The organism is Pseudomonas sp. Larv2_ips (assembly GCF_963879675.1).
GTDB lineage: Bacteria > Pseudomonadota > Gammaproteobacteria > Pseudomonadales > Pseudomonadaceae > Aquipseudomonas.
Window position 1 is genome coordinate 112,734 of sequence record NZ_CAWOAW010000023.1, and the last position, 6,105, is coordinate 118,838.

The 6,105-nt window shown below is 65.1% G+C and carries 6 protein-coding genes; 3 read left to right on the forward strand and 3 right to left on the reverse strand.

The window, feature by feature from the left end; translation table 11 throughout:
• Position 1: 1 nt before the first annotated feature.
• The 3 genes from AACV02_RS16540 to AACV02_RS16550 all read right to left on the reverse strand — a co-directional run bounded on the left by AACV02_RS16540 (position 2) and on the right by AACV02_RS16550 (position 3,336).
• Positions 2-841: an alpha/beta fold hydrolase gene (locus AACV02_RS16540; protein WP_119735765.1), complete on the reverse strand. Its 840-nt coding sequence runs from the start codon at positions 839-841 to the stop codon at positions 2-4.
• Between the two features lie 63 nt (positions 842-904).
• Positions 905-2,512, reverse strand: coding sequence for a dipeptide ABC transporter ATP-binding protein (locus AACV02_RS16545; RefSeq protein ID WP_119735767.1), 1,608 nt, complete (start codon positions 2,510-2,512; stop codon positions 905-907).
• Positions 2,509-3,336 carry an ABC transporter permease gene (locus AACV02_RS16550; protein WP_119735769.1) on the reverse strand — a complete coding sequence of 276 codons (828 nt, stop codon included), beginning with the start codon at positions 3,334-3,336 and terminating at the stop codon, positions 2,509-2,511. Before AACV02_RS16550 ends, AACV02_RS16545 begins: the two co-directional genes overlap by 4 nt.
• Between AACV02_RS16550 and AACV02_RS16555 the strand changes: the two genes are divergently transcribed.
• From AACV02_RS16555 to AACV02_RS16565, 3 genes are read left to right on the forward strand one after another with little or no spacing between them, the layout of a single operon-like run.
• On the forward strand, positions 3,323-3,742 hold the full coding sequence (locus AACV02_RS16555) for a hypothetical protein (protein WP_256680244.1): 420 nt from the start codon (positions 3,323-3,325) through the stop codon (positions 3,740-3,742). The two genes, AACV02_RS16550 and AACV02_RS16555, sit on opposite strands and share 14 nt — an antisense overlap.
• A 16-nt stretch (positions 3,743-3,758) precedes the next feature.
• A complete protein-coding gene (locus AACV02_RS16560; RefSeq protein ID WP_106578916.1) occupies positions 3,759-4,724 on the forward strand; it encodes an LLM class flavin-dependent oxidoreductase in 966 nt (321 codons plus the stop codon).
• Positions 4,714-5,883 carry an LLM class flavin-dependent oxidoreductase gene (locus tag AACV02_RS16565; RefSeq protein WP_119735771.1) on the forward strand — a complete coding sequence of 390 codons (1,170 nt, stop codon included), beginning with the start codon at positions 4,714-4,716 and terminating at the stop codon, positions 5,881-5,883. The genes AACV02_RS16560 and AACV02_RS16565 overlap by 11 nt, the downstream gene beginning before the upstream one ends.
• The last annotated feature ends 222 nt before the right edge of the window (positions 5,884-6,105 follow it).

A 6,105-nucleotide genomic window follows, 5' to 3' on the forward strand; every position in this document is an offset into this window, starting at 1 on the left:
CTCAGGCGCTGCGAGTCTTCACCCGTGCGTGGAACCCCGCCAGCACCGCCTGCGGTTTTTCCAGCATCAGTTGGTGACCGCAATTCTCCAACACTTGAAACACCGCGTTGGGCAACTGCGCTGCCAGAGCTTGCCCGCCACTGGCGGGCGTGAGGCCGTCACTGTCGCCGGCCAGCACGCTGACCGGCAACAGCAGGCTGCGAACCTGCTCGGCGTCCGGCCATTGGGCGTGCTTCATCAGCGCCTTGAACATGGACAGGCGGTTGCGTTCAGTGAGTTTCTCTTCATAGGCCACCAGCGCCGGGTCGGCCGTGGCGTGCCAGGCGCGCTCGCGAAAGCCCTTGGCCAACACAGGGCGCAGCCATTCCAACAGCCACGCAGGTAAAGCCATCAGGCCACCGCCTGTCACCGGTCGATGCAGCTGCGTGCCCAGTAACAGCGCCGCGTCGACGGGCACTGCGGGCTTGGCCAGCAAGGTGCTCAAGCTCAGCCCAGTACCGAAGGAGTGCGCCACGATCACGTTGCGAGCACCGCCGTAGCGTTGCAGGATCGCCAGATAGTCGGCCACCAGCTCCGGCCAGGCATAGGCAGCGGCTTTTCGCGGTTTGGCGCTGTCGCCGTGGCCGAGCAGGTCCCAGGCGACCAGGCTGTAACCCTCAGCCTTCAGCGCCTGCCATTGCAGGCGCCATTGGTCCTTGTTGCCGCCGGCGCCATGGCAGAAAAACACCACGGTGGCGGATTCGGGCGTGCCGCGGTGGTGGGCGATGCTCAGGGATCGGCCGCGACGGATCTCCACGGCTTCACCGCGCACCACTGGCAACTGGCTAAGGTTGGCACTCATAAACACTGCATTCCTCGATCAAAAAACTCGGTCAGTGTGGCGGCGGCCTTGCCGGCGCCTGCATTAAAGCGTGTCGGCCTCAAGCACGGCGGCGTTCGGCACGCACTGCAATAGCGCTCGGGTATAGGGATGCCGCGCATCGGCAAACAATCTGTCAGTCTCGCCCTGCTCGACCACACGGCCGTGTTGCATCACGGCAATGCGATCACACAACCGCGCCGCCACGCGCAGGTCGTGGGTGATAAACACGATGCTCAATTTAAGCCGTCGTTGCAGCGACTCCAGCAGCTCCAGAATCTGCACCTGAATCAACGCATCCAGAGCCGAAACACACTCATCGGCAATCAGGATTTTCGGTTCCACCGCCAATGCACGGGCGATGCCGATGCGTTGGCGCTGGCCCCCGGAAAATTCGTGCGGGTAGCGCTCGAAGGCCGAGGCCGGCAGGCCCACCAGGTCAAGCAATTGCCGCGCGCGCTGTTCGGCGTCAGCTCTGGAGCGGCCTTGCACCCGCGGCCCGGTCATGATGATGCGGCCTACCGTCTGGCGCGGGTTGAGCGAGGCGAACGGGTCCTGGAAGATCATCTGCACCGCGCTGCGCAACGGGCGCAGGCGCCGTTCCGATAAACCGACAACTTCCTGGCCGAGCCACTGGATGTGCCCGCTGTCGGCATGCAACAAGCGCACGAGGCAGCGGCCCAAGGTGGATTTGCCCGAGCCGGACTCACCCACAATCCCCAGGGTTTCGCCTTCGCGCAGTTGCAATTGAACTGCGTCCAGCGCTTGCGTGGTGCGGCGCGCGCCCCACCCTGCACGGGTGCTGAAGACCTTGCCCAGTTGCTCGGCCTTGAGCACCACGGCGCCGCCCACCGCCGTACGCGGTGCCAGCGGTTGTGCCGACACCGCCGCCAGCAGTTGCCGGGTATACGCCGCCTGCGGCTCGCGCAACACCTGGCGGGCGCTGCCCTGCTCCACCAGATGGCCCTTTTGCAACACCAGCACGCGGTCGGCAATTGCCTCGACCACGGCAAAATCATGGGTGATAAACAACAGCGCCATGCCCTTGTCCTGTTGGATTTTGCGCAACAGGTCGAGGATCTGCGCCTGAGTGGTCACATCCAGGGCCGAGGTCGGTTCATCGGCAATCAACAGCGCCGGATCGAACGCCAGGGCCATGGCGATCACCACCCGTTGGCGCTGCCCGCCGGACAGCTCGAACGGATAAGCCAGGCGCAGGCGTTCAGGGTCGGGCAGGCCGACATAACCGAGCAGGTCGACCACGCGCCGACGGCGCTCGCGCACCGCGTTCACCCCATGGGCGCGCAGGGTTTCGTCGATCTGCTCACCCACGCGCAGCAGCGGGTTAAGGGCGCTCATCGGCTCCTGAAAGACCATGCTGATATCGCGCCCGCGCAGTTGGCGCATGGCGGTGTCGCTGAGGGCGGCCAGGTCTTGATCACGAAACGCCAGGCGCCCACTTTCCACCGTCAACGGCGTCGGCAGTTGACGCAGCAACGCCTTGGCCAGCATCGACTTGCCCGAACCGGACTCGCCCACCACACACAGGCATTCGCCGCTGCGCAATTGCAGCGTCAGGTCATACAGCGCATGGCTGCGGTCCGCACCGGGCGGCAAGGCGATACGCAGATTCTCGACACGCAATAACGTCATAGCGACCTCCCCGGTTCAAAAGCCACGCGCAAGCCTTCGCCCACACGGTTCACCGCCAGCACGCACAGCACAATCGCCAGGCCCGGCAAAAAGCTCATCCACCAGGCCTCGCGCAACACGCCACGCGAGGCGTTGATCATGTAGCCCCAGCTCATCGCTTCCGGGTCGCTCAACCCGAGGAACGCCAGCGCCGCCTCAGTGAGGATCGCCGTGGCCATCACAAAGGTCATCACCACCAGCAACGGCGCCAGGGCGTTCGGCAGGATCTGTTGGGTGATGATCCCCAGTGGCGATTGCCCCAGCACCCGCGCGGCTTGCACAAATTCACGCTGGCGCAGGGTAAGGAATTCACTGCGCACCAGGCGCGCCACCGCCGGCCAGGCAACCAGGGCGATGGCCAGCACAATGGTGCCCAGGGACGGCTCCAGCACCGCCACCAAAATCACCGCCAGCACCAGCTGCGGGATAATCTGAAAGAACTCGGCGACGCGCATCAGCACGCCGTCGAGCCAACCGCCGAAATAACCGGCCAGCGCGCCGACGATCAAGCCGACCAGCAAGGTTGCCAGGCTCGCCAATGCGCCCACGGCCAGGGACACGCGGGCGCCGTAAAGTAAACCGCTGCCCAGGTCGCGGCCGAGTAAATCGCTGCCCAGCCAATGCGCCGAATCATGAAACGGGGCGAGCATCGGCTGGGTGTTCATCTCCCATGGCGAACTGTGGGTGAGCCACGGCGCGGCAATCGCCAACCCCGCGAGTACCAGCAAAAATACCGCGCCCAGCAACGCCGAAGGCTGGCGGATAAAGCGTTTGAGCAGCGCCATCAGCCCTGCCCTCCAACCGCTGGCCGATGCCTACCTGCACGCCTGGTCGCACGCTGAGCGCGCGCCGCGCATTGGCGTAGTCCGCGCGATCTTCCCGGCCGACAGCCGCGCCAGCGCCCAGGCTGAACTGGCAGTGGACATCGAGCGGCACATCCCGCGCCTGCAACGCGAAGGCCTGATCAACGAGGCGCTGGACCTGCAGGAACACCTGCGCCTGATGAACGTGCACCACGGCCATCCCGATGAAGTGATCGAAAGCTTGCAGCACGACCCGTCGCTGCTGCCTTATGCTGATTACGTGATCGCCGTGGTCCAGGCCGAAAGCTCGACCCAGGCGCAGATCCTCAAGCGCCTGGAAATCATCGCCAAGGACATAGCCCCGGCGCTGGGTTGGCAAAAACGATGAAGAATGGAGCGCACCGATGCCCCTTCAATTCAGCTGGCTGATGCCCCTGTGTACGCCCGATTGGGCGGCGCGGCCGGGGCAATGGATTCAGTTGGCCCAAGCGGTTGAATACGCCGGGCTCGATGGCCTGTGGATACCAGGGGGCGCCTTGTGCGCCGACAGCCTGGGTGTGGCGGCAGCGTTGTGCGCGCACACGCGGCGGGTGCAGTTGTCGGTGAGCGTGCCGCCAGAGGTAATGCTGCCGGCAGCACTGGCGACCACCCTGCAGAGTTTGCAATCGATCAGTGGCCACCGCGTGCAACTGCACCTGCCAAACGCTGAGCGCAGCGCGTTCGGCGAATGGCTCAACCGCGACCAGCGCAGCGAACGCATTGGCGAATATCTGGACATCCTCCAGCAACTGCTCGCAGCCAATAACGGCGGTCTGGACTATCAAGGCCGGTATTTCCAGCTGGAAAACGCCGGCGTCGCCCGCCGCGAGTTGCCCGCGCCTGCGCTGGTGCTGGACGACAGCCAGAGTCATACGCTGGTGGCCGCGCATGCCCAGACCTGCCTGTTGGCGCCTGGGCATCCGCATTGGCTGGCCCAGCAAATACAGGGTTGGCGGCAGAGCCAACCGGACCTTGAGTTTGCCTGCACCTTCGGCCTGATTCTCGGCGACAGCGAAGACCTGGCCTGGGAAACCGCTGCCACCTTGCTGCCCGTGCCGGACCTGCCGGATGAACCGCTGGCCACCCTGCCCCGCGCCCGCCACCCGTTGCGCCAATGGGAAGTGCACCCGAATTTGCTGCAACTGCAGCCCGGGCAACCGCTGATCCTGGTCGGCACCCCGCAACAGGTCGCCACGCGCCTGCAGGAACTGCACGGGCTGGGCCTGAGCCACCTGATCCTGGAAGGCGGCCCGGCGGTCAGCGAAGTACTGCGTTTTGGCGAACAGGTGGTCCCCCTTTTGCGCAAGGAGCGCTTGCACGATGAGCAATGATGTACGCCCACCGATCCAGCTGGACTGGTTCCTGCCCACCAACGGCGACGGCCGCCACCTCACCAGCAGCGGCCTGCCCAAGGTCGGGTTGTTCCAGCAAGGCGAACGCGCACCGACGCTGGACTACCTGCGCCAGATCGTACGCGCCACCGAACAGGCCGGTTTTGACGGCATCATGGTGCCCACCGCCAGCGGCTTCGAAGACCCGTGGCTGATCACCGCCGTGTTGGCCCAGGAAGTGCGCCGCCTGAACTTCCTGCTCACCTTGCGGCCCGGCACCGAATTGCCGACCTACACCGCCCACCGCGCCGCCACTTTGCAATTGCTCAGCGAGAACCGCCTGGCGTTGCATGTGGTGACCGGCTCCAGCCGTTTCGAGCAGCGCTCGCTGGGCGACTTTCTCGAACACGACGAACGCTATGCGCGCACCGCTGAATTCCTGCAGCAATTCCAGGCTGTCTGGGCCGGCCAGCCTTCGGCGCATCCCGAACGTTATTACCGCAGCGGCACCCACACGCCGATCGCGCCCGGTGCTGTGGTGCCGCCCATCTATTTCGGCGGCGCCTCCGAAGCCGCTGAACGCGTCGGCGCGGCCCATGGGCAAACCTATTTGATGTGGTGCGAACCGCCGGTGATGATCGCCGAGCGCATCCAGCGCATGCGCGATCTGGCCGCCGCTCAGGGCCGCACGCTGCGCTTCGGGCTGCGCCTGCATGTGTTCGCCGCGCCCACCGATGAGCAGGCGTGGGCGCATGTTGAGCGGTTGCTGGAGGAGATCCCCAAGGACGCGATCGACCAGGCGCAACGGCAGATGGCCGCCTATGAGTCTGTCGGCCAGAGCCGCCAGACGCAGTTGATGCAAGGCCGTGGCCGCGGTGCGCGGGAGCTGGAGGTGTCGGCCAACCTGTGGGCGGGCGTGGGTTTGGTACGCGGGGGTGCGGGCACGGCGTTGGTGGGGAGTTATGCGCGGGTGGCGGAGCGGATCGAGGAGTATCACCAACTGGGGGTAGACAGTTTTATCTTGTCTGGTTTTCCTCATTTGGAAGAGGCGATTCATGTGGGGGCGCAGGTGGTGCCACTGTTACGCAAGATTGGTGCGGCTCGGGGGGGCAGTGGTGTCGGGCTTGTTGGGCCTGGTGGTGGGTCAGTGAGTTTATGAGTTGGCTGAGCTGGCGTGATTGGGGGCATATCCGTTATTTGGGTGATGGCGGCTTTTGGTTCCGCCCTTACGGCGGGTCACTTTGGAAAAGCCCCAAAGTAACCAAAGGGCTCTTGCCCCACCACTCGGCACCTCGCTCACGCTTCGGTGTGCCCTCACGCAGGCTTGAATCCGTGGGCCGCCGTGACGGGCCATCCATGGCCCAACACGGCTAACCCGGCG

What these genes read in the sequence shown, in the direction of transcription:
- AACV02_RS16540 (WP_119735765.1), bottom strand. Translation starts at nt 841, where the DNA reads ATGAGTGCCAACCTTAGCCAGTTGCCAGTGGTGCGCGGTGAAGCCGTG.
- AACV02_RS16545 (WP_119735767.1), bottom strand. Translation starts at nt 2,512, where the DNA reads ATGACGTTATTGCGTGTCGAGAATCTGCGTATCGCCTTGCCGCCCGGT.
- AACV02_RS16550 (WP_119735769.1), bottom strand. Translation starts at nt 3,336, where the DNA reads ATGGCGCTGCTCAAACGCTTTATCCGCCAGCCTTCGGCGTTGCTGGGC.
- AACV02_RS16560 (WP_106578916.1), top strand. Translation starts at nt 3,759, where the DNA reads ATGCCCCTTCAATTCAGCTGGCTGATGCCCCTGTGTACGCCCGATTGG.
- AACV02_RS16565 (WP_119735771.1), top strand. Translation starts at nt 4,714, where the DNA reads ATGAGCAATGATGTACGCCCACCGATCCAGCTGGACTGGTTCCTGCCC.